The following is a 23,862-nucleotide window of genomic DNA, read 5'->3' on the forward strand; positions in this document are numbered from 1 at the left end:
CACGATGACCACTGTGATCAAAGCACCGGGCGAGGCGGCGGCCGAGAAGCGCTCCGCCGCCACCGGGCAGCCCCGCGGGAAGAACACGAGCGGTTCCGACGGCATGGTGCTCAACGTCTTCTCGCACGGCTTCCTCGCCGTGTGGGGGATACTGATCGTCCTGCCGCTGATCTGGCTGGTGCTCGGCTCCTTCAAGACCGACGTGCAGATCGGCAGTTCGGCCCTGAGCTGGCCGAGCAACTGGCACTTCGACGCCTTCGGGCGGGCCTGGGACAAGGGCATCGGGGACTACTTCGCCAACACGCTCATCGTGATGGTGTTCTCGGTCCCGCTGACGATGCTGCTCGGCTCGATGGCCGCGTACGTCCTGGCCCGCTACCCCTTCCGGGGGAACCGGCCGGTGTACTACTTCTTCGTCAGCGGGGCCATGTTCCCGGTCTTCCTGGCGCTCGTCCCGCTGTTCTTCATGGTGAAGCGGCTGGACATGCTCAACTCGTACCAGGGCCTGGTCCTCGTGTACGTGGCGTACTCGATGCCCTTCACCGTCTTCTTCATGCACTCGTTCTTCCGCACGCTGCCGACGGCCGTGCACGAGGCGGCGGTGATCGACGGGGCCTCCCACACCCGGGTCTTCTTCCAGGTGATGCTGCCGATGGCCAAGCCCGGCCTGATCAGCGTCGGGATATTCAATGTCCTGGGCCAGTGGAACCAGTACATCCTGCCCTCCGTGCTGATGCAGCCGCAGACCGGATCGGACCCCGAGCGCTACATGCTCACCCAGGGCCTGATCCAGCTCCAGTACCAGATGGGCTACGAGACGGACCTGCCGGTGCTGTTCGCCGGTGTGACCATCGCGATGATCCCGATGCTGGTGGTCTACCTGTCCTTCCAGCGGCAGATCCAGGCGGGACTGACGTCCGCCACCATCAAGTAGCGGTGGCGGAGGGGTCGGGCACGACCGACCAGCTGACCGCCGAGACGGAGGGGTCGAGAGAGAGGTTGCTGACGGCTTCCTCGAGCATCCGGCCCCCCTCGCCCTCGGCGGTCAGCAGCGCGGACACCGTGACCAGGCCGGCCTCCGGGCCGTCCTGGCTGCGGATCGAGCGCAGCTGGTAGCCCGGCCGGCCCAGCGCGTCGACCAGCCGGTGGCGGATGTGGGCCTCCTCCGCCTCCAGGCACACGGCCTCGAAGTGGAAGTCGGTGGCCACCTCGGCCCCGCCCCCCGGCTCGCGGTCCATCCGCCGGCCCAGCGGGCGCAGCAGGAGGTTCGCCCCCACCACGCCCGCCGTGCCGCAGGCCGCCAGGACGAACATCCCGGTGCCCGCGAGACAGCCCACGGCCGCCGAACACCACAGGGTGGCGGCCGTGTTCAGGCCCCGGACGCTGAGCCCGTCGCGCATGATCACGCCGGCGCCCAGGAAGCCGATCCCCGAGACGATCTGGGCGGCGACCCGCGAGCCGTCGTACTGGACCTCCGAGACCTCGCTCATGAACCCGTACTGCGAGAGCAGTACGAACAGCGCGGCCCCGCCCGCCACCAGGGCATTGGTCCGCAGGCCCGCCATCCGGGCCCGCCACTGCCGTTCCAGGCCGATGACCGCCCCGAATCCGAGCGCCGCGACCAGGTGCCCGGCCATCTCCCATTCGGTGAGCATCATCGGCCTTCTCCCTTCTTCCTTCTTCGCCGGCTCTTAGAGCCAGGTGCCGAACTTGCGGATGTACACGGTCTTCAGCAGCTGGGTGAGCGTGCAGTACGCCAGCAGCACGCCGATCAGCCACGGGAAGTAGCCCATCGGCAGGGGTACGAAGCCCAGCGAGGCGGCCAGGGGCGAGAAGGGCAGGAAGAGCCCGGTCAGCACCGCGAGGACGGTCATCACCATCACCGGCCAGGAGGCGCGGGACTGGATGAAGGGGATCTTGCGGGTACGGATCATGTGGACGACCAGGGTCTGCGAGAGCAGGCCCTCGATGAACCAGCCGGACTGGAAGAGCGCCTCGTGCTCGATGCTGTTCGCGGCGAACACGTTCCACATGATCAGGAACATCGCGATGTCGAAGATGGAGCTGATCGGGCCGATGCAGACCATGAAGCGGCCGATGCCCTTGGCGTCCCAGTTGCGCGGCTTCCTCAGGTACTCCTCGTCCATCCGGTCCCACGGCGTGGCCAGCTGGGCGATGTCGTAGACCAGGTTCTGCACCAGCAGCATGATCGCCAGCATCGGCTGGAAGGGGATGAAGGCGCTCGCCACCAGCACCGAGAAGACGTTGCCGAAGTTGGAACTGGCCGTCATCTTGATGTACTTGATCGTGTTGCCGAAGGTGGTCCGGCCCTGGATCACGCCCTGCTCCAGGACGGTCAGGTCCTTCTCCAGCAGGATGATGTCGGCGGACTCCTTGGCGATGTCCACCGCGGTGTCCACCGAGATGCCGACGTCGGCGTCGCGCAGCGCCGCCGCGTCGTTGATGCCGTCCCCGAGGAACCCGACCGTGTGGCCGTCGGCCTGCAGGGCCCGTACGATCCGCGCCTTCTGGACCGGGTTGACCTTGGCGAAGACCGTCGTACGGGCGGCCAGCGCGCGCAGCTCCGCGTCGTCGAGGGTGTCGATCTCGGTGCCGCCCACCACGTGGCCGACCGTGAGGCCGACATCGGCGCAGACCCGGGCGGCGACGAGCTCGTTGTCGCCGGTGACGACCTTGACCGCGATGCCCTTGTCGGCCAGGCCCTGCAGGGCCCGGGCGGCGTCGGCCTTCGGCGGGTCGAGGAAGGCGAGGAAACCGACCAGGGTCAGCTTGTCCTCGTCGGCCACCGTGTAGGTGTCGCGCGGCGTGTGCATCGTGCGGGTGGCGACGGCGAGGACGCGCAGGCCCTGGCGGTTGTTGTCCTCGGCGATGCGCGAGACGTGCCACCGGAGCTGTTCGGTCAGTTCGACCTTCTGCCCGCGGTCCGTCATGTGGGTGCACAGGGCGAGGACTTCCTCGACGGCGCCCTTGGTGATCATGACGTGCTCGGGCCGGCCGGTGCCGCCCACGATGCTGTTGCGGTTCAGGACCACGGACATCCGGCGCCGGGCGAAGTCGAAGGGGATCTCGTCGACCATCGAGAAGCGTGCGTCGACGACAACCTCCTCGGCCTCGCCCACGCGGTCGATGACCGCCTGGTCCATCAGGTTCTTCAGGCCGGTCTGGAAGTGCGCGTTGAGGTAGCCGTACTCCAGGACCTCGTTGTCCTCGTCGCCGTGCACGTCGAGGTAGCGGTCCAGGACGATGCGGTCCTCGGTGAGGGTGCCGGTCTTGTCCGTGCAGAGCACGTCCATCGCGCCCAGGTTCTGGATGGCGTTGAGCCGCTTGACGACCACCTTGCGCTTGGACATGGCCACCGCGCCGCGCGCCAGGTTGGCGGAGACGACCATCGGCAGCATCTCGGGGGTCAGGCCGACCGCCACGGCGATGCCGAGGAGGAAGGCGGCCTGCCAGTCGCCCTTGGTGAAGCCGTTGATCATGAAGACGACGGGGACCATCAGCAGCATGAAGCGGATCAGCAGGAAGCTGACCTTGCGCACCCCGGTGTCGAAGTTGGTCTCCGGGCGCTCGCCGACCAGGGAGCCGGCCATCGAGCCGAAGTAGGTGTCGGAGCCCGTGGCGACGACGAGTCCGGTGGCGGTGCCGGAGGTCACCGAGGTGCCCATCAGGCAGAGGTTGTCGGCCTCGACGGGGTCGGTGGTCCCGCTCTGGCCGAGGTCGTCCGTGCGGGTGTCGGCCTTGGCGACCGGCAGGGACTCCCCGGACAGGGCGGCCTGGCCGACCATCAGGTCCTTGGCGGTGATGATCCGCAGGTCGGCGGGGATCAGGTCGCCGGCGCCCAGCTTGACCACGTCGCCCGGGACCACCTGGTCCATCGGGATCTCGAAGGTGGTGGGTCCGGAGCCGCTGCCGGCCCGGCGCTGCACCGCGCAGGTGGTGGTGACGAGCTGCTTCAGCGCGTCGGCGGCGCGGCCCGAGCGGTACTCCTGCCAGAAGCGGAGCAGGCCGCTGATCCCGACCATCACCGAGAGGATGATCACGCCGGGATCGGCCGGGTCCTGCCAGTACATGACGGCCGCGAGGAAGACCAGGACGGCGATGAAGGGGTTGGCGTACGCCTTCGCGAGCTGGGCGTACCAGCGCGGGGCGCGCTCCTGGGCGATGACGTTGGAGCCGTGGCGCTCCAGGCGCAGGGCGGCCTCGGTGTGGGTGAGGCCGTTGCGCGAGGCGTCGACCGACTGCAGGACCTCGATGCCCGGGCGGGCGCTGATCCCGGCGAGCCGCTCGCCGACGAGCCGGGTACGGGCCTCCAGCTCGGCGGCCTTGCGCTCGCGGCGGGCCCGGCCCGGGGGTGCGAGCTTCGTGGGGGTACGGGGGGTGAGCATGGTCATGGCAAATACCTCCCTCCACGGCGTCCGGGCAGCGCGGAGCCGCGCGGTCACGTGGAGTGATCATGGGTCGGCGCGCGGTGGCACGTGAGGCCACGCGGGCACGCCGATGGGCATGGATGACGCGCGCCGGACGGAAGCGTCAGGGCGTGCGGAAGGGATGGCGAAGATGAATGCAGAAACGCACGAGGGCGGCACGGGGCCGCGGGCGTGCACACTCGAAGAGAGGCCGGAAGCTCAGAAGGGCTCAGCCGGAGAGAGCGCTGCAAGGACTTCGATCGGGACTCATCCCGAACACCTCCTTGCGTAGCGCTTGCATGACAGAGGGCGCCCGGTCTGGCCGTGAAGGCCGTGAAAACCAGCGCCACGGCGACCGTAGCACGATCAGGATGGAGGTTTCTCTCATACTTATGACCGGTAGTGGCCGATTCGTACTGCGGCGGCCTCTTGACGTCGCGAGGCGCAAAGGCTCGACTTAAGGTTCACAAGTTGGAGAGACGCCGGGGTCTCGTGTCAGTCGGGGCATGCAGCCGCTGACCGCCCCGGCCGGGGGGCGACGGCTTGCCGTTGCTTATGGGCAGGAGTGGATGAGTCGTGCAGACTCCCGGATCGCAGTCCTCGCTGCATCGCGCCAATCTGGAGCGCGTCGTACGGGCGGTACGGCTCGCCGGTTCGCTGACCCAGGCGGAGATCGCCCGGAGCACCGGCCTGTCGGCGGCCACGGTCTCCAATATCGTCCGGGAGCTCAAGGAGGCCGGGACCGTCGAGGTCACGGACACCTCCGCGGGGGGCAGGCGGGCGCGCAGCGTCTCGCTCAGCGGTGACGCCGGCATCGTGATCGGCGTCGACTTCGGCCACACCCACCTGCGGGTGGCCGTGGGCAACCTGGCGCACCAGGTGCTGGCAGAGGAGTCCGAGCCGCTGGACGTGGACGCCTCCTGGGTCGACGGCTTCGACCGGGCGGAAGCCCTGGTGGGACGGCTCGTCGAGGGCGTCGGGATCGGCCGCGACAAGGTCATCGGCGTCGGGCTCGGCGTACCGGGCCCCATCGACGTGGAGTCCGGCACCCTCGGGTCCACCGCGATCCTGCCGGGGTGGGCCGGGATCAACCCGCGGCGCGAGCTCTCGCAGCGCTTGGGCGTACCGGTGTACGTGGACAACGACGCGAACCTCGGGGCGCTCGGCGAACTCGTCTGGGGGAGCGGCCGGGGAGTGAAGGACCTGGCCTACATCAAGGTCGCCAGCGGTGTCGGCGCCGGCCTCGTGATCAACGGGCAGATCTACCGCGGACCCGGCGGCACCGCCGGGGAGATCGGGCACATCACGCTCGACGAATCGGGTCCCGTCTGCCGCTGCGGCAACCGCGGCTGCCTGGAGACCTTCGCCGCCGCCCGGTACGTGCTGCCGCTCCTGCAGAGCAGCCACGGACCGGAGTTGACGATGGAACGGGTGGTGGAGCTGGCCCGGGACGGGGACCCCGGCTGCCGCCGGGTCATCACGGACGTGGGCCGCCACATCGGCAGCGGAGTGGCCAGTCTGTGCAACCTCCTGAACCCGAGCCGGGTGGTCCTGGGCGGCTCGCTCGCGGACGCCGGTGAACTGGTCCTGGCCCCCATCCGTGAATCAGTGGGGAGGTACGCGATCCCCAGTGCGGCCCGGCAGTTGTCGGTGCTCACGGGGTCGCTGGGCGGTCGGGCCGAGGTGCTGGGAGCGCTGGCCCTCGTACTGAGTGAGATGGGCGATTCGACGCTTTTGGCGGAAAATGGAAGTGGAGTGCGAGCTCCCGCCGTCTTGTCTTCAGTTAGATAACGAATGGCGTCGTTGTCATCTCGTTAAGCATTCACTCCTTGACGACAAACTCGCGGCCGGGGTTGACTCACATCCACCTCGGCCGCAGTGCTGCGGCCTCGTCAGGGAGGTTCAAGTAATGAACACGCGTATGCGCAGAGTTGCCGTTGCCGTTGCCGCCGGCACCATGGCCGTCTCGCTCGCCGCTTGTGGCAGCGCGAAGGAGTCCGGGGACAAGAAGGACAACGCCTCCGGCGCCGTCAAGGGCGGCGCGATCAAGGTCGGCCTGCTCCTGCCGGAGAACCAGACCGCGCGTTACGAGAAGTTCGACAAGCCGCTCATCGAGAAGGCGGTCAAGGACCTGACCGCGGGCAAGGGCGAGGTCGTCTACGCCAACGCCAAGCAGGACGCGACCACGCAGAACTCCCAGGTCGACACGATGATCACCAACAAGGTGAACGTCCTGATCATCGACGCGGTGGACTCCAAGGCCATCGCCGGCTCGGTCAAGAAGGCCAAGGAGGCCGGCATCCCGGTCGTGGCCTACGACCGCCTCGCCGAGGGCCCGATCGACGCCTACACCTCCTTCGACAACGAAGAGGTCGGCAAGGTCCAGGGCAAGGCGCTCCTGGAGGCCCTGGGCGCCAAGGCCAAGGACGGCCAGATCGTCATGATGAACGGCTCCGTCACCGACCCGAACGCCGCGCTGTTCAAGAAGGGCGCGCACTCCGTCCTCGACGGCAACGTGAACATCGGCAAGGAGTACGACACCGTCGAGTGGAAGCCGGAGAACGCCAACACCAACATGGCGGCCGCGCTCTCCGCGCTCGGCAAGGACAAGGTCATCGGCGTCTACTCCGCCAACGACGGCATGGCCGGCGGCATCATCACCGCCCTCAAGGCTGCCAGCGTCTCCCCCCTGCCCCCGGTCACCGGCCAGGACGCCGAACTCGCCGGTGTGCAGCGGATCGTGGCGGGCGAGCAGTTCATGAGCGTCTACAAGCCGTACGCCCCCGAGGCCGAGGCCGCCGCGAAGATGGCCGTCGCGCTCGCCAAGGGCGAGTCGATCGCGACCACCGCCACCGCGAAGGTCGACAGCCCCACCACCAAGGGCGTCCCGTCCCTGCTGATCCCGGTCGTGTCGCTGACCAAGGCGAACGTCAAGGACACCGTCATCCGTGACAACGTCTACACGGTCGACGAGATCTGCACGGACAAGTACGCGGCCGCCTGCGCCGCCGCCGGCCTGAAGTAGGCCCCCCCCGCCGCTCGGTGCGCCGAGCGGCCCCCATGCCTGTCCGGCGCTCCCGCCTCCATCCCGCCACCGGCGGGGCGCCGGACAGAATCGTTTCTCCTCAATTCCCCCCGTGGTCCTGCTTTTTCTGCACGACATCCCCGCCGGTCAGGCGGCAAGGAGATGGTTCATGTGTCCGCTGCGCCCGTACTGGCGTTGCGCGGGGTCTCGAAGCGGTTCGGCGCCGTTCAGGCCCTCACCGACGTAGAACTCGAGATCCACTCCGGCGAGGTGGTCGCCCTCGTCGGCGACAACGGCGCCGGTAAGTCCACGCTGGTCAAGACGATCGCCGGCGTGCACCCCATCGATGACGGAGTCATCGAGTGGGAGGGCCGTCCGGTCTCGATCACCAAGCCCCACGACGCCCAGAACCTCGGCATCGCGACGGTCTACCAGGACCTCGCGCTGTGCGACAACATCGACGTCGTCGGCAACCTCTTCCTGGGCCGCGAGCTCAAGCGGCGCGGCATCCTCGACGAGGTGGAGATGGAGCGGCGCGCGCGCGAGCTCCTGACCACCCTGTCCATCCGGATCCCCAGCGTCCGCATCCCCATCGCCTCGCTCTCGGGCGGTCAGCGCCAGACCGTGGCGATCGCCCGCTCCATGCTGGGCGAGCCCCAGCTCGTGATCCTCGACGAGCCCACCGCCGCCCTCGGCGTCGAGCAGACCGCACAGGTGCTCGACCTCGTCGAGCGGCTCCGCGAGCGCGGCCACGCCGTCATCCTCATCAGCCACAACATGGCCGACGTGAAGGCCGTGGCCGACAAGGTGGCCGTCCTGCGGCTGGGGCGCAACAACGGCGTCTTCTCCGTGAAGGACACCTCGCAGGAAGAGATCATCTCCGCCATCACCGGGGCCACGGACAACGCCGTGACCCGCCGGGCGGCCCGTACCGGGGAGGCCCGCAAGTGAGCACCCAGCACATAGACCCCGTCAACCCGGCCGCCGCCCACGACGCCATTCCGGCCGTGGACCCCCGCCTGCTCGTACGCGAGCAGGGCTTCGCCGGGTACGTGAACGAGTTCGGCCGCAAGCTCAAGGCCGGCGACCTGGGCTCCGTGCCCGTCGTCCTCGGCCTGGTCATCATCTGGAGCATCTTCCAGGGCCTGAACTCGAACTTCCTCGGCGCCGAGAACCTCACCAACATCGCGATCACGATGACGGCCACCGGCATGATGGCGGTCGGCATCATCTTCGTCCTGCTGCTCGGCGAGATCGACCTCTCGGTCGGCTCGGTCAGCGGCGTCTCCGGCGCCATCGTGGCCGTCCTCTCGGTCACCAACGGCGTCAACGAGTGGCTGGCCATCCTCGCGGCGATCGCCGGAGGTGCCCTGATCGGCTCCCTCCACGGCTTCTTCTTCGCCAGGATCGGCGCCCCGGCCTTCGCCGTCACCCTTTCGGGCCTGCTCTTCTGGTCCGGTGCCATGCTGCAGATCCTCGGCAGCAACGGCACGATCAACCTCGACTCCGAGGGTGTGGTCGGGCAGCTGACCACGTACTTCTTCTCGGACGTGGCCGTCGGCTACGGGCTCGCCGCCCTCGCCGTGGTGGGGTACTTCCTCGCCACCTTCTCCGACGCGCGGCGCCGCGAGGCCGCCGGGGTCCCCTCCCGGCCGCTGGGCGAGATCCTGCTGCGCACCGGGCTCCTCGCGGTGTTCACCTTCGGTCCGGCCTTCGTGTTCAACCAGTACAAGGGCCTGCCGCTGGCGATCGTGCTCTTCCTGCTGGCCTTGGTCGGCACGGACTTCCTCCTGCGGCGTACCACCTTCGGCCGCCAGGTCTTCGCCCTCGGCGGCAGCGTCGAGGCCTCCCGGCGCGCCGGCATCAACGTCAACCGGGTCCGGATCACGGTCTTCGCGATCGCCGGCACCTTCGCGGCGATCGGCGGCCTCTTCTGGGCCTCCAAGATCGCGGCGGCCAACCAGAGCGCCGGCGCCGGCGACCTGCTGATGAACGTGATCGCGGCGGCCGTCATCGGCGGCACCAGCCTCTTCGGCGGCCGCGGCCGGACCTGGAACGCCCTCCTCGGCGTCATGGTCATCACCTCCATCCAGTACGGTCTGGCCCTGGAGGGAATCGCGACGCCGATCCAGTACATGATCACCGGCGCGGTCCTCCTGGCCACCGTGGTGATCGACTCGGTCACCCGCAAGACGCAGAAGACGGCCGGGCGCGCCTGACCGGCGTGCGCGGAGCGTGATGCGGCGGTAAGAACCGTCACAGTGCCCGGTGCCACTTGGTGTGGCGCCGGGCACCTGTGCGTAGGTATGTACGCACAGTTGTGCGGGTATGCACCCTTTTGGGGGGTGTGGCTCCGTACTGATGTGTACAGGTATGACAAAGGTGTGACCTGACCGGGACCGCGCTTGACTGTCGCGCAAGTAGCGAACATTAGACTCGGCAGACCAGCAAGCGACTGCAAGGAGGCACGGGTGCTGCTGACCCGCATCAAGGGACCGCGCGATCTGGACCGGCTCAGCCAGGAGGAGCTCGACCGGCTCGCCGCCGAGATCAGGACCTTCCTCGTCGACGCCGTCTCCAAGACCGGCGGGCACCTCGGCCCCAACCTCGGTGTCGTGGAGCTGACCATCGCTCTGCACCGGGTCTTCGACTCGCCCAAGGACAAGATCCTCTTCGACACCGGCCACCAGGCCTACGTGCACAAGCTGCTCACCGGCCGCCAGGACTTCGGCGGCCTGCGCACGAAGGGCGGCCTGTCGGGCTACCCCTCGCGCGCCGAGTCCGAGCACGACGTGATCGAGAACTCGCACGCGTCCACCGTGCTGGGCTGGGCCGACGGCTTCGCGAAGGCCAACGAGGTGCTCGGCAAGGAGGACCACCACGTCGCCGCGGTGATCGGCGACGGCGCCCTCACCGGCGGCATGGCCTGGGAGGCGCTGAACAACATCGCCGCCGCCAAGGACCGCCCCCTGGTGATCGTCGTCAACGACAACGAGCGCTCGTACGGCCCCACCATCGGCGGCCTCGCGAACCACCTGGCCACCCTGCGCACCACGGACGGCTACGAGCGCTTCCTGGCCCGCGGCAAGGACCTCCTGGAGCGCACCCCGGTCGTCGGGAAGCCCCTCTACGAGACCCTGCACGGCGCCAAGAAGGGCCTCAAGGACTTCATCGCCCCCCAGGGCATGTTCGAGGACCTGGGCCTGAAGTACATCGGGCCCATCGACGGCCACGACATCGAGGCCCTGGAATCGGCCCTGCAGCGCGCCAAGCGCTTCAGCGGCCCGGTCATCGTGCACTGCCTCACCCAGAAGGGCCGCGGGTACACCCACGCGGAGCAGGACGAGGCGGACCGTTTCCACGGCATCGGCCCGATCCACCCCGACACCGGCCTGCCCGTCTCCACGGACGCCGCCAGCTGGACCTCCGTCTTCGCCGACGAGATGGTGCAGCTCGGCCGGGAGCGCAAGGACATCGTCGGCATCACCGCGGCCATGCTCCAGCCGGTCGGCCTGAAGAAGTTCGCCGACGCCTACCCGGACCGGATCTTCGACGTCGGTATCGCCGAGCAGCACGGTGCCACCTCGGCGGCGGGCCTGGCCTCCGGCGGCGCCCACCCGGTCTTCGCGGTCTACGCGACCTTCCTCAACCGCGCCTTCGACCAGGTCCTGATGGACGTGGCCCTGCACAAGTGCGGGGTCACCTTCGTCCTGGACCGGGCCGGCGTCACCGGCACCGACGGTGCCTCCCACAACGGCATGTGGGACATGTCCATCCTCCAGGTGGTCCCGGGCCTGCGCCTGGCCGCCCCGCGCGACGCGGAGCAGCTGCGGGCCCAGCTCCGCGAGGCCGTCCAGGTCAAGGACGCGCCGACCGTCGTGCGCTTCTCCAAGGGCGTCGTCGGCCCGGCCGTCCCGGCCGTCGGCAGGATCGGCGGCATGGACGTGCTGCGCACCCCGGCCGCCGAAGTCGCCCGGCCGGACGTACTGCTCGTCTCGGTCGGCGCGCTCGCCCCGATGTGCCTGGAGATCGCCGACCTCCTCGACAAGCAGGGCATCTCCACGACCGTGGTCGACCCCCGCTGGGTCAAGCCGGTGGACGAGGCCCTGGCCCCGCTCGCCGACCGCCACCGCGTGGTCGTCACCGTCGAGGACAACGGCCGGGCCGGCGGTGTGGGCTCCGCCGTCGCGCAGGCACTGCGGGACGCGGGGGTCGACGTACCGCTGCGCGACTTCGGCATTCCGCAGCGCTTCCTGGACCACGCCTCGCGCAAGGAGGTCATGGCCGAGATCGGTCTGACCGCCCCGGACATCGCGCGGCAGGTCACCGGCCTGGTGGCCAAGCTGGACGGGCGCTACGACAGCGAGCCGGCCGCCGCCGTCGACTAGACGGCCCGGCGGGCCCGTACGGGGCCCGGACGGGCCGGCGTAGATCGCCGCGCGGTTGCAGGCCACGGGCCGGGAGATCACCCTTGAAGGGGGTGGGCCTCCCGGCCCGTCCGCGTACGTACGCCCCGTTCGGAGGTGCGTCGGTGAGCTCGGATCTGAACAGCCCGTTCCGCACGAAGTCGGTGGAGCAGTCCATCCTCGACACGCAGGAGCCGGAACACCAGCTCAAGAAGTCGCTCTCGGCCTGGGACCTGATGGTCTTCGGCGTCGGCGTCATCATCGGTACCGGCATCTTCGTCCTGACCGGCAAGGTCGCCAAGGAGACCGCGGGCCCCTCCACGGCGCTCGCGTTCGTCGCGGCCGGCGTCGTGTGCGCGCTCGCCGCGCTCTGCTACGCCGAGTTCGCCTCGACCGTGCCGGTCGCCGGTTCCGCGTACACCTTCTCCTACGCCTCGATCGGCGAGCTGCCGGCCTGGATCATCGGCTGGGACCTGGTGCTGGAATTCGCCCTCGGCACGGCCGTCGTCGCGGTCGGCTGGTCCGGGTACGTCCGCTCGCTCATGGACAACGCCGGGCTCCATCTGCCGGCCGCGCTCGAGGGGCCGGATGTACCGGGCGGCAGCTTCGACCTGCTGGCCTTCGTGCTCGTCCTGGTGCTGACCGCGATCCTCGTCGTCGGCGTGAAGCTGTCCGCGCGGATCACCGCGATCGTGGTCGCGATCAAGGTCACGGTGGTGCTCATCGTGATCTTCGCCGGCCTGTTCTTCATCAAGGGCAGCAACTACGAGCCCTTCGTCCCGAAGGCGGTGAAGCAGGAGGGCGGCGCGGGCCTGGACGCCCCCCTGGTCCAGCTGATCTTCGGCTACGAGCCGACCAACTTCGGCATCATGGGCATCTTCACCGCGGCCTCCGTCGTCTTCTTCGCCTTCATCGGCTTCGACGTCGTCGCCACCGCGGCCGAGGAGACCAAGCTGCCCCAGCGGGACATGCCGCGCGGCATCCTCGGCTCGCTGCTGATCTGCACGGTGCTGTACGTGGCCGTCTCGCTCGTGGTCACCGGCATGCAGCACTACTCCGAGCTGTCCGTCAGCGCCCCGCTGGCCGACGCCTTCAAATCCGCCGGGCATCCGGTCTACGGAGGCATCATCAGCTTCGGCGCCGCCGTGGGCCTGACCACCGTGTGCATGATCCTGCTGCTCGGCCAGACCCGGGTGTTCTTCGCGATGAGCCGCGACGGACTGCTGCCGCGCTTCTTCTCGCGGACCCACCCGAAGTTCCGTACGCCCTACCGGCCGACCATCCTGCTCGGCGTGGTCATCGCGATCGTCGCCGGATTCACCAGCATCAACGAGCTGGCGACCCTGGTGAACATCGGCACCCTCTTCGCCTTCGTCGTCGTCGCGCTCGGCGTGATGGTCCTGCGCCGCACCCGGCCCGACCTGCACCGGTCCTTCCGCACCCCGTGGGTGCCGCTCGTGCCCATCCTGTCGATCGCCGCGTCGGTCTGGCTGATGCTGAACCTGCCGGCCGAGACCTGGCTGCGCTTCGGGATCTGGATGGTGATCGGCGTGGCCGTCTACTACCTCTACGGCAAGCGGCACAGCCGGCTGGGCCGCGGCGAGGGCATGACCCCGAACCCGGCGCGCCAGGACCGGTGAACCCCGTCCCACGCCTGTCGTACGCCTGTCCTACGGTGAGGGCATGGAGATCACCGTAGGACTGGAACCCTGGTCGGAAGACGACTTCTGGCTGCTGGAGCGCAAGAACGAGCCTGCCATGACGGAGCATCTGGGCGGCCCGGAGACCGCGGCCAAGCTCCGCGACCGCCACCGGCGGTACCTGGCGATGAGTGCCGGGGAGCCCGGGGCCGGGCGGATGTTCCGGGTCGTGGCCGACGGCGAGACCGTGGGCAGCACGGGCTTCTGGGAGCGGGTCTGGCAGGGCGAGGAGGTCTACGAGGCCGGCTGGGGCATCCTCCCCGAGTTCCAGGGCCGGGGGCTCGCGGCCCGCGCGGTCCGGGCGCTCATCGCGCACGCGGGCGTCCACGGCACCCGCCGCCACCTGCACGCCTTCCCGTCCGTCGACCACCCGGCCTCCAACGCGGTGTGCCGCGCGGCCGGGTTCGTGCTCCTGGGGGAGGTGCGCTTCGAGTACCCGCCGGGGCAGTGGCACGCGAGCGGGGACTGGCGGGCGGTGCTGGGCGGCGACGGCGCGTAGCACCGTCCCCCGGGGGGACGGTGCTACGGGGTGGGGCGGGTGGCGGCGGTCAGCCGCCGGTGGCGGGGGACTTCTTCGCCGAGGCCGGGATCGGCTGGTCGTTGCGCAGGGCCTCCCACAGCTGGCCGGACTGCGGCTCGACCGCGACGACGCGGTTCTTGTCGATCTTGTCGTAGGCCACCGGAAGCATGATCGTCTCCATGGTCGCCGGGTCCACGCCGTTCATGCTCTGGCCGAAGTCCGACAGGCCCTTGAGGGAGCCGAGTTCGGCGTCGGTGGTCAGCGCCTTGGTGCCGGCGTCGGCGAGCTTGTAGAGCTTGGCCGGGCTGCTGAGCATGTCCTGCTTCTTGATCTCGGCCAGCATCGCGATCATGAACTTCTGCTGCAGGTCGATGCGCCCGAGGTCGCTGCCGTCCCCGTAGCCGTGACGGGTGCGCACGAACTTCAGCGAGTCCTCGCCATTCAGGCGGTGCGTGCCCGCGTCGAGGTTCAGACCGCCCTTGATGGGCTTGTCGAGAGTGACGTCCACGCCGCCCAGCGCGTCCACCAGCCCCTTGAAGCCGGCGAACTCCACCTTCACGAGGTGGTCGACGCGGATCCCGGACATCTTCTCGATGGTCTTGACGACACAGGCGGGGCCGCCGCCGCTCCCGATGATGCCGTTGATCATGACGCGGTTGGCGCCGGGGATCGTCTTGCCGTCCTTGTCCTTGCATTCCGGCCGGGTCACGAGGGTGTCACGGGGAATGCTGATCGCGGTGGCCTTCTTGCGGCCCTCGGGTATGTGCACCAGCATGTTGGTGTCCGAGCGGGAGCCGCTGACATTGCCGTGATCGAGCTCACCGTTGGCGCCGGCGCGGGAGTCCGAGCCGAGCACCAGGATGTTCTGCCCGCTGTCCGGGACCTTGGCCGGACGGTCGTCACCGAGCGCCTGGTCCAGGTCGACGCTGTCGATGTTCCCGTTGAGGTGGCTGTACGCCCACCACCCGGTGCCGCCCGCCGCGAGCAGCAGGACCAGGAGTGTCAGCAGGAGCACCCGCCTGACGCGCTGTCCTCGGGTCCGGACGCGCCTGCGCCCGCGCCCCTCGGAAGGGCCGAGAGTTCCGCGGCCCGGTGTCATGACGTCGTGGCTCATCCTGTGAGTCCCCCATGGTGGTAGCGGCACCGGCAATTGCGGGCGAGGTCCGGGCCGGGGCGAGTGCGCCCAGGCCTGCCCGCGCCAGCCGTGCATTATAGACAGTAAATGCTATGAGCGTACGACTCGATGCTCGCGATCGCATGTACGTTCGCCGCACTATCATTCGCTCGATGGGGGCCCCAGGGCCGTTCGGACAGGTCTAGGGAAGGGTCGAGGCACGGTGAGCGAATTCGTCGTCGACGGGCGCTGGCTCGCCCTGGGCAAGGACGGGCGGCTCACGGCCTTCGTCCGCACCCGCGGCGGTCTGCTGCGGTGGACGGAGGAGGCGCCGGGCGGCCCGAAGTGGACCGGCCCCGATTTCATCGAGACCCCCGAGCTCAGCCACATCACGGTGGCGCAGGGCGCCGACGGCTACTGGCACCTGCTCGGCCGCCGCGTCGGGCGCGGCACCGGCGGGACGCCCGCGGTGGACTTCGTCCTGGCGACCCAGTTCCAGACGGGCCGGCCGATCACGGAGTGGCGCGAGCTCGGCAGTCCCTCCAAGGATCCGGCGCGGGCGGCGATGGCGGGCCCGCCGGTCGGCGCGGTCTCCGCGTCCGGAAGGCTGCACCTGTTCGTCCGGCACGCCGGAGGCGGGGTGTCGCTGCGCCGGGAGGGCCGGCGCGGGGCCTGGGACGGGTGGAAGAACCTCCAGGGTCAGCACGCCATCGACGGTTTCGCGGCCGTCACCACGTCCGCGGGGCTCATCGAGCTGCTGGCCCCCGCGGACAACGGCCGCACCATGCAATGGGCGCAGTCCGAGCCGGACGGGGAGGTCGAACGCCGCCCCAACCTCCGGATCAGCCCCGCGCCGGGCACCGCGGTGGCGCTGGAGACCTCGCCGGGCCGGGTGACCTACTACTGGGTCGACGCCGAGACGGGCGGCATCCTCTGCCACCGGGTCGGCGACTGGATCATCCCCCTCGGAGGGGCCCCCGCCGCGGGGCGGCTCACGGCCCTGCGCGCCGTGCTCGACGGGTACGACTGCACGGTGCTCGCGCACTGGGGGTACGACGGCCAGGTCATGCTGGCCGCCTGCGGCTCGGAGAACGAGGGCGGCGGCCTGTGGTGGTCGCCGACGGGCGAGGCCACGGCCTGCGCGCCCCTGCTGGCGCTCGACGCCTACGGCCGCGTGGTGATCGGGACCGTGGACTCCTCGGGCGCGCTGCGCATCGTGCGCCAGAGCGACGAGCCGGGCCTGGTCATGCGTCCCGGGGTCCGGGTCTAGGGGCGCGAGCTCTCCGCGTCCCGGGCTCCGGGCGGCTCGAATTCGACGCGGACTCCTTGTGAGGTTGTTCACAAGATGTTTGCGAAAGCTTGAACATATCCTGAATCCGGGGCTGTTGGGGTGTACAGCCAGGAGATTGCAGATGGACAACCCATGGCCTTGGGTGTGAAGATCCGATAAGCGTCCGGGGGGGCGCAGGGAAGGGTTCGGGGCGCGGAATAGCCGAGTCCGGCTGACAGGTCAGATGTGGCCACTTGCGATGGACGGATGCGGATACGTGGTGAGCAACCCAGAAGCCAGTAATTTCGTGGCAGGCTACCGCTCGCTGGTCCCTGTCCAGGCCCGCCGGCGCATAGTCCACTCGGTCCCCAGGCCCATGCGCACCGGCGTCATGAAGAGCATGACCCTCGTCGACTCGGCCCGCTCGGCCGTCGTCGTGCGCGCCATGGGCGGCAGTGCCGACCGGACCGGCGAGTCCCCCGACGCCGCCCTGCGCGTGGTCCGCTCCCAGGGCAAGCACGCCCACGCGATGGTCGTCGCCGGAGCCACGGAATGGGCCGCGAAGGCCCGCAACCTGCACCTGCTCGTCGCCGTGCTCGAGGAAGCCGGCATCGACCACTTCTGCGTCCGCGGCACCGGCAAGCCCAACCCGTGCGTGGCCGTGCCCGCGAGCCGCCGCGACGAGGTCGAGGACGCACTCCAGTACGCCTTCGGCGTCAACCCCGGCTACGTCTCCGACGTCAACGGCGGTCAGCACCGCCCCGGCTCCACGACCAAGGCCTGGCGCCGCCAGCGGACCCGCGACATCCTGCGGCTGTTCTGGATCGTCTGCGACCCCACCGGGAACCTGGTCTTCGGCCAGGAGTCCGGCGTGGACCTGGAATTCTGGGAGGAGTCGCACGGCCGGCTCGTCGCACCCCGGCCCAACAGCGTCGTCACCGAGATACCGGTGGACAGCCCCCGCCCGTGGGCGCCCCAGCAGCTGTTCAGCCCGGTGCCCGCCCCGTACTGGAGCGGTGAGGCACGCACCCTCCCCGAGTTCACCGTCCCGCTGCCCTCCGACCACCTCTTCCCGATCGACGTCGTCTACACCTGGGTGGACGACGCCGACCCGGTGTGGAAGGCCGGCAAGGACGCCGCGCGCCGCGGGATCACCTCGGGGGAGTCCGCCGCCCCGCTGCACGAGCAGGCGGCCAACGACTCGCGCTTCACCAGCCGCGACGAGCTCCGCTACTCCCTGCGCTCCATCCACCAGTACGCGCCGTGGATCCGCCAGATCTTCCTCGTCACCGCCGGCCAGGCGCCGGGCTGGCTCAACACCGAGTTCCCCGGACTGAGGGTCGTCGACCACCGGGAGATCTTCTCCGACCCGGCGGCGCTGCCGACGTTCAACTCGCACGCCATCGAGAGCCAGCTGCACCACATACCCGACCTGTCGGAGCACTTCCTCTACCTCAACGACGACGTGTTCTTCGGCCGCCCGGTGCGCCCGGAGCACTTCTTCCACTCCAACGGGCTGTCCAAGTTCTTCATGTCCAAGGCCCTGATCCCGCCGGGCCGGGTCACCCCCGAGGACCTGCCCGTCAACGCGGCCGGCAAGAACAGCCGCGGCCTGATCGCCCAGCAGTTCGGCACCTTCATCTCCCAGAAGATGAAGCACACCCCGCACGCGCTGCGCCGCAGCATCCTCTCGGAGATCGAGCACGTCTACTCGCGGTCCCACTGGGTCACCCAGCACTCGCGCTTCCGCTCCCCGAACGACGTGCCGATCGCCTCCTCGCTGCACCACTACTACTCGTACCACTCGGCCCGCGCCACGATCGGGGACCTGCGGTACGTGTACATCGACATCGGCGACAACGGGGCGCAGCAGCGTCTGGACCGGCTCGTGGCCCGCCGGGACTTCGACACGTTCTGCATCAACGACACCGTCGCGCCCAAGGACAAGGACGCCCAGGCGCGGATGATCGAGCGGTTCCTCGAATCGTATTTCCCCGTACCGAGCCCCTATGAGTTGCCGGACGCCGTGGGGACCCCCACCCGGCGCACCGCCGAGCTGGGAAGCGCGCACTACCGATGAAGAATTTCCTGAAGTGGCTGCTGCGTTCCCGTGGAACGTTCGCGGCCGGCTTTGCCACGCGGCTCGTCGCCATCCGTTCCTGGCTGATGGTGCGCGTCTTCCTGCCCCGCCGCATCGGCCGCGCCGCCGTGCTGCAGTACGCGCAGGTCCTCGACGGTCACACCATGAACCTCCACGCCGAGCTGCCGGACTCGGCCCCGCTCGGCGAATCCGCCGAGCTCGAGCTGAAGCACGGCCGGCAGGTCTTCCGCACGCCGGTGCGCCTCTACGAGGACCGCGAGGACCGGCTGCTGATGGACGCCGCCGTGCTCCTCGGCGCCGGGCCCGGCGGCCTGTCCCTCACGAGCGGCCGCTGGAAGACCACGCTGCTGATGCAGGACGGCCGCAGGACCCGCAAGTACAAGCTGCTGCTGGTCGAGCCGCCCGTGCCGTACGCCGGACCGACCAAGCCGATGAGCGCCTCGCCCGTCGACGGCCTGCGCCACCGCCTCGGCCGCACCGTCGCCGGCAGCCTGACCGTGGTCACCTCGAACCCCAAGCCCCTCGCCGAGGTCGTGCGCATCGACCTCTCGCACTCCATGCTCGTCCTCGACTTCCGCACGGTCGGCGCGCGGCTCGAAGAGCCCTGGGCCGAGTTCACCGCCTCCCGCCGCCGTCTGCAGCGCCCGCTGGAGGCGCTGCCCGGCGGTGCCTGGCGGGTCGTCGTACCGCTGGAGGAGATGCCGCCCGCGCGCGCCACCGATCACTGGGACGTGGCAGTAGCCTCGAAGGGGTCGCGCGCCCTGCGCATCGGTCGCCGACTGCACGACGTGCGCAACCCGATGCGCGTCTTCACCATCAACAAGGGTGTGGTCGCACCGCGCGGCCTCGCCCCGATGATCGTCCACCCCCGTTACACGGCCGCGGGCAACCTCCGGGTCACCTGCAGTCGAATGCCCGAAGCCGGGCGGAGAGCCTGATGAAGATCACTTTTCTGCTGACCACTGCCGACGCCGTGGGAGGCACCGAACGAGCTGTCTTCAATCAGGCGGCGGAGCTGGCGTCCCGGCACGACGTACGGGTCCTCAGCATCTTCCGCAGCAAGCCGGAGCTGTTCTTCGCGCTCGACGAGCGGGTACGGGTCGACTACCTCATCGACCAGACCGGCCCCGTGCCCCGGCCGATGCGCCGGGTCGATCTGGGCGACGACACGTACGCCGCCCTCTCCAAGCAGTCCAGCAACCTGGTCGACCGGGCCTGGGAGGCCGCGTTCAACCGGCTGTCGGACATCGAGCTGGAACTCGCGCTCCAGCACACCGACACCGACATCCTCATCACGACCACCCCGGCCCTGATGGCGCTCGTGGTCCAGCTCGCCCCCAGCAGGGTCATCACCGTGCACCAGGAGCACCGCGTCTCCGAGCTGCGCGGCACCAGCGGCGAGCCGCTCCTGAAGTACTCCGCACGGCTCGACGCCCTCGCCGTGCTCAGCGGCCGCACCCGCGACTGGTTCGCCGAGACCCTCGGAGCCAGCGCGCCCCGCATCGAGGTCATCCCCAACGCCCTGCCCACGGGCTTCCGGCCGCGCTCCACCCTGGAGACCCGTACGGTCGTCACCGCCGGGCGGCTCGTCGGCGAGAAGCAGCTCGACCACGCGATCAACGCCTGGGCGCAGATCGCCCCCCGCCACCCCGACTGGATCCTGCGGATCTTCGGCGACGGCCCGCTCTCCGGAGCGCTGCGCCGTCAGATCAACCAGCTCGGTCTGCACGACAGCATCCAGCTCAACGGCAACACCCCGCACCTCGCCGAGGAATGGGCCAAGGCCAGCATCGCGCTGATGACCTCCCGCAACGAGGCCTTCCCGCTCGTCCTCATGGAGGCGCAGGCCGCGGGCGTGCCCGTGCTCTCCTACGACTGCCCCAACGGCCCCAGCGAGATCATCCTGGACGGCCGGTCGGGCATCCTCGTGCCGCACGGGGACGTCGAGGCCCTCGCGGTGCAGCTCAACCGCCTCATCGAGGACCAGCAGCTGCGCCACCGGATGGGCGCCGAGGCCGCGCACACCATCCACCGCTTCGACCCGCCCCAGATCACCTCCCAGTGGGAGAAGCTCTTCAAGGAGCTGGCGGGCCACCGCGAGAGCGGCCGGCGCGACGCCACCAAGGCCGACCGCCTCGCCCTGCACGCCGTGCACAGCGGACTCACCGGCGCGGCCACGGCGGCCGCCCCCGCCCCGCCCAGCCAGTCGCGCTCCGGGAGCCAGCGCCAGCTGGAGCAGCAGGTCGCCAAGCGCCGCCGCGAGCTCGTCCGCGACGGCGGCCAGCTCTGCCGGGTCACCGACTCCGAGTCCCCCTTCGACATCGTCCAGGCGAACCTGGCGCTGGCGGCCGACGCCCTCGAGGCGGCCGGGATCCCGTACCTCCTCACGCGCGACACGATGGTGCGCAAGACCATCGCCGTCCACGCCAGCTACCGCGAGGCCGTCCTCAAGGCACTGGCCGGCCACTACCGGCAGGAAGCCGTCTACGCGGCCCTCCTCAACGAGCGCCAGGACGCCATCACCACCGTCCTCGCCGGACTCTGCGAGGACCACTTGCAGCTCCCGTGCACCGGTGTCCGCGTCTACCAGAGCGTCGTGACCACCTCGCGCACCCTGCGCATGGGCGCCGTGTACGGATGCACGATCTCCTTCTGGGAGACCGACCCCGAGGAGGCGGAGTTCGTGATCACGCCCGCGCGCACCCTCATCGGCGACCGGATCTCCCAGTACTCGATGAGCCGGGTCTCCACCGTCCTGTCCGGCCGCAACTACCCGACCATCGCCCCGTTCGCGCAGCCCCTGCACGCCGACGTGAACTTCCCCATCGACGCCGTCTACACGTGGGTCGACGGCTCGGACGTCAACTGGCTGGAACGCAAGAACCAGGTGCTGTCCGGGCTCGGCCTGGAGACGGTGGACGCCGCGGCGAGCGCCGCGCGCTTCCGCAGCCGCGACGAGCTGCGCTACTCGCTGCGCTCGATCGACATGTACGCGCCGTGGATCCGGAACATCTACATCGTCACCGACCGGCAGGTGCCGGCCTGGCTCGACACCACCCACCACCGGGTGCGCGTCGTCGACCACACGGAGATCTTCGGCAACCGCGGCGCGCTGCCGACCTTCAACTCGCACGCCATCGAGAGCCAGCTCCACCACATCGAGGGCCTCGCCGAGCACTTCCTCTACTTCAACGACGACTTCTTCATCGGCCGCACCGTGCTGCCGAACCTCTTCTTCGAGGGCAACGGCCAGGCGAAGCACTTCCTGTCGCCGACCGCCATCCCGATGCTCCCCACGCGCCAGGACGACGACTTCAACATCAGCGCGGCCAAGAACAACCGCGCGCTGATCGCCGGCTCCTTCGGCCAGTCCCTGACCCACGGCTTCCTGCACGCGCCGTACCCGATGCGCCGCAGCATCATGGCCGACCTGCACCAGACCTACCCCGAGGTCATGGCCCAGACCGCCGCGAGCAGGCTGCGTGCGCACAGCGACGTCTCCACCGCCTCCTCCCTGCACCACTACTTCGGCTACCAGACCAGCCGCAGCATCCCCGGACGGATCGCCTGCGGTTTCGTCAACGTCGGCCTGAGCGAGCACCGCACCCGCCTCACCCGACTGATGACGGCCCGCCCGCACGACGTCTTCTGCCTGAACGACTACCACGACGGCGATGTCCCGGAGGAGGAGCAGGACGCGATCCTCGCGGCGTTCCTCCCGAGCTACTTCCCCGTCGCGAGCCAGTTCGAGTACGGCGCGCCGCGGAACCAGCGGTACCACACCAACCAGATGCCCGAGTGGCCGCTGTGACCGGCAGCCGACGTCCGAGTACGAAAGGGAACAGGGAGCAGCCATGAGCAAGATCTGCATTATCGGGAACTCCGTGGCTGCTTCGCGCACGCCCCAGGAATCGCCGCTGGCCGGATGGGGGCAGTTCCTCGGGGAATTCCTCACGCCGTACCACGAGGTGCGCAACTACGCCCGTGATGCCATGACGCTGCGCGGCTACTTCAGCGAGCGGTTCGCCACCCTCCTGAACCTGATCGACCCCGGTGACGTCGTCCTCATCGCCTTCGGCGGGGTGGAGCAGCGCGTGGACAACCCGCTGCGCTACCACGGGCCGCGCGAGTTCAAGGAGTTCATACGCCTCTACGTGGAGCGGATCCGCGGCGAGGGTGCGATCCCGGTCCTGCTCACCCCCGCCGCCCGGTGCGCGTTCGAGGCCGACGGGAGCGTCTCCAACACCCGCGAGCACTATCCGCAGCTGATGCGCGAGGCCGCCGCCGAGACGGACACCGTGCTCGTCGACATGAACGCCTTCACGATGCAGCTCCTGCACGACCTGGGACCGCAGCGGGCCCGGCGCTACTTCCGCTGGACGGACCCCGCCGAGCACCCCAACCACCCCGACGGCATCATCGACTCCTCGCACTTCAACGAGATCGGTGCGCGCGAGGTGGCGCGGATGGTCGCCATCTCGCTCTACAACTCCCAGGCGCTGCCGCACGGCCTGATCGCTCCGGAGACGGTCCAGGTCGGAGCCGAGTACCCGCCGGTGCTGGAAGAGTTCACCGTGGAGAAGCCGGAGTTCGCGCTCTACGCGGACATGCGGGTCGGCAACGCGCCGACGATCGCCTCCCCGGGGGCGAACCGCACGGTGGGCGCGATGCAGAAGTTCACCGGCACCGCCGACCCCGGCACCTCCTACCTGCTCTTCTTCGAGGGCGGCAGCTACCTCGGCGGTACGCGGGTCAACGCCGAGGGCAAGTGGTCCTGGCGCCGGGTGATCAACTGGACCCCGGGCCGCCACGAGATCCAGGTCGTCGGCCACACCCCGCAGGGCGTCTCCCCGCTCGCCGTCCTCCCCTTCACGGTCAAGACCTCCGTCCTCGCGCCGGTGGTGACCGGGCCCCGGGAGGGTGCCTGGACCGGCACGCGCCCCCGCTTCTCCGGAACCGTGGAGAAGGGCGTCAAGAAGGTCTCCGTCCTCGAGGGCGGACGGCTGATCGGCTCCGCCCCCGTACAGGACGACGGCAGCTGGAAGTTCACGCATCCGCACGACTGGAAGCCGGGAACGTTCCAGGTGCAGTTCGTCTCGATCTTCAGCGCCATCCACTCGGAGCCCGCCACGCGGACGATCCGGGTGCACGGGATCCCCGAAGGCAGCTGGATCCGGGAGTCCGCGCTGGCGGCCCGTCACGACTGCGTCGAGAAGTGCGAGCACGTGCCCTTCTCCGGCCGCTGAAGGACGCCTTGCGCATGAGCCGGACCCGCGGACCCCGCGGGTCCGGCTCTTCG

The 23,862-nt window shown here is 69.6% G+C and carries 16 protein-coding genes; 13 read left to right on the top strand and 3 right to left on the bottom strand.

What is annotated here, in order from left to right:
* Positions 1 to 4 precede the first annotated feature (4 nt).
* The gene (locus NLX94_RS21115; RefSeq protein WP_254384547.1) at positions 5 to 934 is read left to right on the top strand and encodes a carbohydrate ABC transporter permease; all 930 of its coding nucleotides are present in this window, start codon (positions 5 to 7) and stop codon (positions 932 to 934) included.
* Here the strand turns inward: NLX94_RS21115 and NLX94_RS21120 are convergent.
* Together NLX94_RS21120 and mgtA are read right to left on the bottom strand one after the other, a co-directional pair.
* Positions 927 to 1,658 (bottom strand): MgtC/SapB family protein, encoded by a 732-nt coding sequence (locus NLX94_RS21120; RefSeq protein WP_254384548.1) that lies wholly within the window; start codon positions 1,656 to 1,658, stop codon positions 927 to 929. The genes NLX94_RS21115 and NLX94_RS21120 overlap by 8 nt on opposite strands.
* 33 nt (positions 1,659 to 1,691) lie before the next feature.
* On the bottom strand, positions 1,692 to 4,412 hold the full coding sequence (gene mgtA, locus NLX94_RS21125; protein WP_254384549.1) for a magnesium-translocating P-type ATPase: 2,721 nt from the start codon (positions 4,410 to 4,412) through the stop codon (positions 1,692 to 1,694).
* Positions 4,413 to 5,003: 591 nt separating this feature from the next.
* On the opposite strand from mgtA, the gene NLX94_RS21130 reads away from it, so the two are divergent.
* The 7 genes from NLX94_RS21130 (at position 5,004) to NLX94_RS21160 (ending at position 14,057) form a co-directional block, all read left to right on the top strand.
* On the top strand, positions 5,004 to 6,218 hold the full coding sequence (locus tag NLX94_RS21130; RefSeq protein WP_254384550.1) for an ROK family transcriptional regulator: 1,215 nt from the start codon (positions 5,004 to 5,006) through the stop codon (positions 6,216 to 6,218).
* 118 nt (positions 6,219 to 6,336) lie between these two features.
* The gene (locus NLX94_RS21135) at positions 6,337 to 7,452 is read left to right on the top strand and encodes a substrate-binding domain-containing protein (RefSeq protein ID WP_254384551.1); all 1,116 of its coding nucleotides are present in this window, start codon (positions 6,337 to 6,339) and stop codon (positions 7,450 to 7,452) included.
* Positions 7,453 to 7,614: 162 nt separating this feature from the next.
* A complete protein-coding gene (locus NLX94_RS21140; protein ID WP_112447331.1) occupies positions 7,615 to 8,403 on the top strand; it encodes an ATP-binding cassette domain-containing protein in 789 nt (262 codons plus the stop codon).
* Entirely contained in the window at positions 8,400 to 9,671 is a 1,272-nt protein-coding gene (locus NLX94_RS21145; RefSeq protein WP_254384552.1) for a sugar ABC transporter permease, read from the top strand. Before NLX94_RS21140 ends, NLX94_RS21145 begins: the two co-directional genes overlap by 4 nt.
* 252 nt (positions 9,672 to 9,923) lie before the next feature.
* The gene (gene dxs, locus NLX94_RS21150; RefSeq protein WP_254384553.1) at positions 9,924 to 11,840 is read left to right on the top strand and encodes a 1-deoxy-D-xylulose-5-phosphate synthase; all 1,917 of its coding nucleotides are present in this window, start codon (positions 9,924 to 9,926) and stop codon (positions 11,838 to 11,840) included.
* Positions 11,841 to 11,983: 143 nt separating this feature from the next.
* Entirely contained in the window at positions 11,984 to 13,498 is a 1,515-nt protein-coding gene (locus NLX94_RS21155; protein WP_254384554.1) for an amino acid permease, read from the top strand.
* 43 nt (positions 13,499 to 13,541) lie between these two features.
* Positions 13,542 to 14,057 (top strand): GNAT family N-acetyltransferase, encoded by a 516-nt coding sequence (locus tag NLX94_RS21160; protein WP_254384555.1) that lies wholly within the window; start codon positions 13,542 to 13,544, stop codon positions 14,055 to 14,057.
* A gap of 49 nt (positions 14,058 to 14,106) precedes the next feature.
* On the opposite strand, the gene NLX94_RS21165 is transcribed toward NLX94_RS21160, so the two are convergent.
* Positions 14,107 to 15,192 (bottom strand): LCP family protein, encoded by a 1,086-nt coding sequence (locus tag NLX94_RS21165; protein WP_374683995.1) that lies wholly within the window; start codon positions 15,190 to 15,192, stop codon positions 14,107 to 14,109.
* A gap of 223 nt (positions 15,193 to 15,415) precedes the next feature.
* Here NLX94_RS21165 and NLX94_RS21170 point away from each other — a divergent pair, with 223 nt between their 5' ends.
* From NLX94_RS21170 to NLX94_RS21190, 5 genes are all read left to right on the top strand, one after another.
* On the top strand, positions 15,416 to 16,462 hold the full coding sequence (locus tag NLX94_RS21170) for a hypothetical protein (protein ID WP_254384556.1): 1,047 nt from the start codon (positions 15,416 to 15,418) through the stop codon (positions 16,460 to 16,462).
* A gap of 376 nt (positions 16,463 to 16,838) precedes the next feature.
* Positions 16,839 to 18,542 (top strand): stealth family protein, encoded by a 1,704-nt coding sequence (locus NLX94_RS21175; RefSeq protein WP_254384557.1) that lies wholly within the window; start codon positions 16,839 to 16,841, stop codon positions 18,540 to 18,542.
* Positions 18,543 to 18,628: 86 nt separating this feature from the next.
* The gene (locus tag NLX94_RS21180; protein WP_254384660.1) at positions 18,629 to 19,501 is read left to right on the top strand and encodes a hypothetical protein; all 873 of its coding nucleotides are present in this window, start codon (positions 18,629 to 18,631) and stop codon (positions 19,499 to 19,501) included.
* Positions 19,501 to 22,374, top strand: coding sequence for a stealth conserved region 3 domain-containing protein (locus NLX94_RS21185; RefSeq protein WP_254384558.1), 2,874 nt, complete (start codon positions 19,501 to 19,503; stop codon positions 22,372 to 22,374). Before NLX94_RS21180 ends, NLX94_RS21185 begins: the two co-directional genes overlap by 1 nt.
* A 43-nt stretch (positions 22,375 to 22,417) precedes the next feature.
* Positions 22,418 to 23,809 (top strand): GDSL-type esterase/lipase family protein, encoded by a 1,392-nt coding sequence (locus NLX94_RS21190; protein WP_254384559.1) that lies wholly within the window; start codon positions 22,418 to 22,420, stop codon positions 23,807 to 23,809.
* Positions 23,810 to 23,862: the final 53 nt, after the last annotated feature.

The organism is Streptomyces sp. TBY4 (genome assembly GCF_024213195.1).
In the GTDB taxonomy this organism is placed as follows: domain Bacteria; phylum Actinomycetota; class Actinomycetes; order Streptomycetales; family Streptomycetaceae; genus Streptomyces.

Excerpts from the sequence above, each read along its gene's own strand:
- mgtA (WP_254384549.1), bottom strand. The coding sequence starts at position 4,412 with ATGACCATGCTCACCCCCCGTACCCCCACGAAGCTCGCACCCCCGGGC.
- NLX94_RS21160 (WP_254384555.1), top strand. The coding sequence starts at position 13,542 with ATGGAGATCACCGTAGGACTGGAACCCTGGTCGGAAGACGACTTCTGG.
- NLX94_RS21185 (WP_254384558.1), top strand. The coding sequence starts at position 19,501 with ATGAAGATCACTTTTCTGCTGACCACTGCCGACGCCGTGGGAGGCACC.
- NLX94_RS21140 (WP_112447331.1), top strand. The coding sequence starts at position 7,615 with ATGGTTCATGTGTCCGCTGCGCCCGTACTGGCGTTGCGCGGGGTCTCG.
- NLX94_RS21180 (WP_254384660.1), top strand. The coding sequence starts at position 18,629 with ATGGTGCGCGTCTTCCTGCCCCGCCGCATCGGCCGCGCCGCCGTGCTG.
- NLX94_RS21165 (WP_374683995.1), bottom strand. The coding sequence starts at position 15,192 with ATGAGCCACGACGTCATGACACCGGGCCGCGGAACTCTCGGCCCTTCC.
- NLX94_RS21175 (WP_254384557.1), top strand. The coding sequence starts at position 16,839 with ATGCGCACCGGCGTCATGAAGAGCATGACCCTCGTCGACTCGGCCCGC.
- NLX94_RS21120 (WP_254384548.1), bottom strand. The coding sequence starts at position 1,658 with ATGATGCTCACCGAATGGGAGATGGCCGGGCACCTGGTCGCGGCGCTC.
- NLX94_RS21115 (WP_254384547.1), top strand. The coding sequence starts at position 5 with ATGACCACTGTGATCAAAGCACCGGGCGAGGCGGCGGCCGAGAAGCGC.
- NLX94_RS21190 (WP_254384559.1), top strand. The coding sequence starts at position 22,418 with ATGAGCAAGATCTGCATTATCGGGAACTCCGTGGCTGCTTCGCGCACG.
- NLX94_RS21135 (WP_254384551.1), top strand. The coding sequence starts at position 6,337 with ATGAACACGCGTATGCGCAGAGTTGCCGTTGCCGTTGCCGCCGGCACC.